1 pseudogene is annotated in these 1,706 nt (G+C 45.8%); it reads right to left on the bottom strand.

The window, feature by feature from the left end:
* Positions 1-64: 64 nt before the first annotated feature.
* Positions 65-1,629 (bottom strand): annotated as a pseudogene (locus FZC41_RS17045) (IS3 family transposase).
* Positions 1,630-1,706: the final 77 nt, after the last annotated feature.

Below are 1,706 nucleotides of genomic sequence, written 5' to 3' on the forward strand. Positions count from 1 at the left end.
CGGTAGTTGTCAAGATAGTTGGCAGTTATAATTGAAATATATTTTGGCAGTAAACGTTTTAAAATCATGCTTCTTCCAGTGAATCCAGCATCAGGACTTCCGTGCGTTCAGGGTTCAACCAGACGACATCTGGCAGGGACCAATCCCTGATATTACGAGACCATCGATTGGGATTTTTATCCTTGGCGGCCTGATAAACAGCAATCCGATTGGCAAAAATTTGTTCACTTATCCCACTGTGTCGTTGTACCGGGGTAAGCTGGTTCAATCCGCTATGACGATGTTCATAATTATAGAAACGGGTGAAGTTGAGTACCCATTCCCGAGCTTTGTCAATATCAGAAAAGCCTTTATAGGGATAATCTGGCCGATATTTGACTGTTCTGAAGATGGATTCGGCATAAGCATTATCATTACTTACCCGTGGTCTGCTTCTTGATGTGGCAACCCCCAATTTATACAGGGTTTCAAGTAATGCTGCACCTTTCATCGGACTACCGTTATCAGAATGCAGAATAAGCGGTTGGGTTCGGTTTAGACACCCTTCGGATACGACGGCTTTTTTAACAAGAATACTGGCATTTTCGGCGGATTCTTCCGGCCATATTTCCCATCCGACGATCTTTCTGCTGTATAAATCGAGGATGAGATAGAGATAATAATAGAAACCTTTTGCTCCGCTTGGCAACCACGTAATGTCCCACATCCAGACCTGATTGGGGCCAGTTGCTTTATGGGTTGAAATGGGTCGAGTCTGGGGTTTGGAAGTTCGACCCCGATGGTGCTGCATATTTTCTTCCCTCAATACCCGGTAAAAGGTGGATTCCGAGGCCAGATACCGTCCCTCCTCATCAGCCAGTCGGGGAACAATCTGGCTGGGTGGTAAGCTTTTATAGGTATCGGATGTGACGATTTCAAGAATTTCAAGCTGCTCCTCACGAGATAGTTTATTGGCCGGTACGGGTCGTTTTGCTAAAGGACGCTGATCTTCCATTGGTGTTTGGGGATTTTTCCAGCGTGTGTAGGTTCGTTCACTGATATTCAGTTCCTGACAGGCTCTTGACTGTCTGGCGCCATTTTGAATGGCTTCATCGATAAAGGAAACAGCTAAGTTGCGGTCGGAGAGATTGATCAGTCTTCCTCGTGATCCCCCCAAACCGCTTGGGCCTTTTTTCTGAGCACCAACAGGGCCGCCGTTTCGGCAAGCGCTGCCTCTTTACGTCGCAGTTCCTTGTTTAATTGTTTAACTTCCTTTTCCTTCTCTTTCAGTGTTTTCTGAAGAGATTTGGACTGTTCGGCAACACCGCCATTGGCATTGATGCAGAAGTCTTTCCAGGCTTCAACCTGCTCGACATACAGGCCTTTTTCCCGGCAATAAGTTGCCAGTTCAGCCTGGTTCATTGTTACGGTTTCAAGAACGATTAGAAATTTATCTTCGCTTGACCAGCGTTCCGACGATGATTCACCGGCTGGGGCCGCAATACCGGCTGATTTTGCAGCTCGTTTCCATGCGTACAGGGTATGTTCTGAAACACCGGTTTCGGCGGTAAGTTGGTTAACTGATTTATTGGTTGGGGGCATCATCTGTTTGATAATGTTGTCTTTGAATTCCTTACTGTATCGTGTCATCAGGTGGCTCCTTCATCTTTGTTAATTACTATAATAAAGTATTTTTCTCTACCTGACAACTATCCTAACACAGGGGG

The sequence above is a fragment of the Acetobacterium paludosum genome, assembly GCF_008086595.1.
GTDB lineage: Bacteria > Bacillota > Clostridia > Eubacteriales > Eubacteriaceae > Acetobacterium > Acetobacterium paludosum.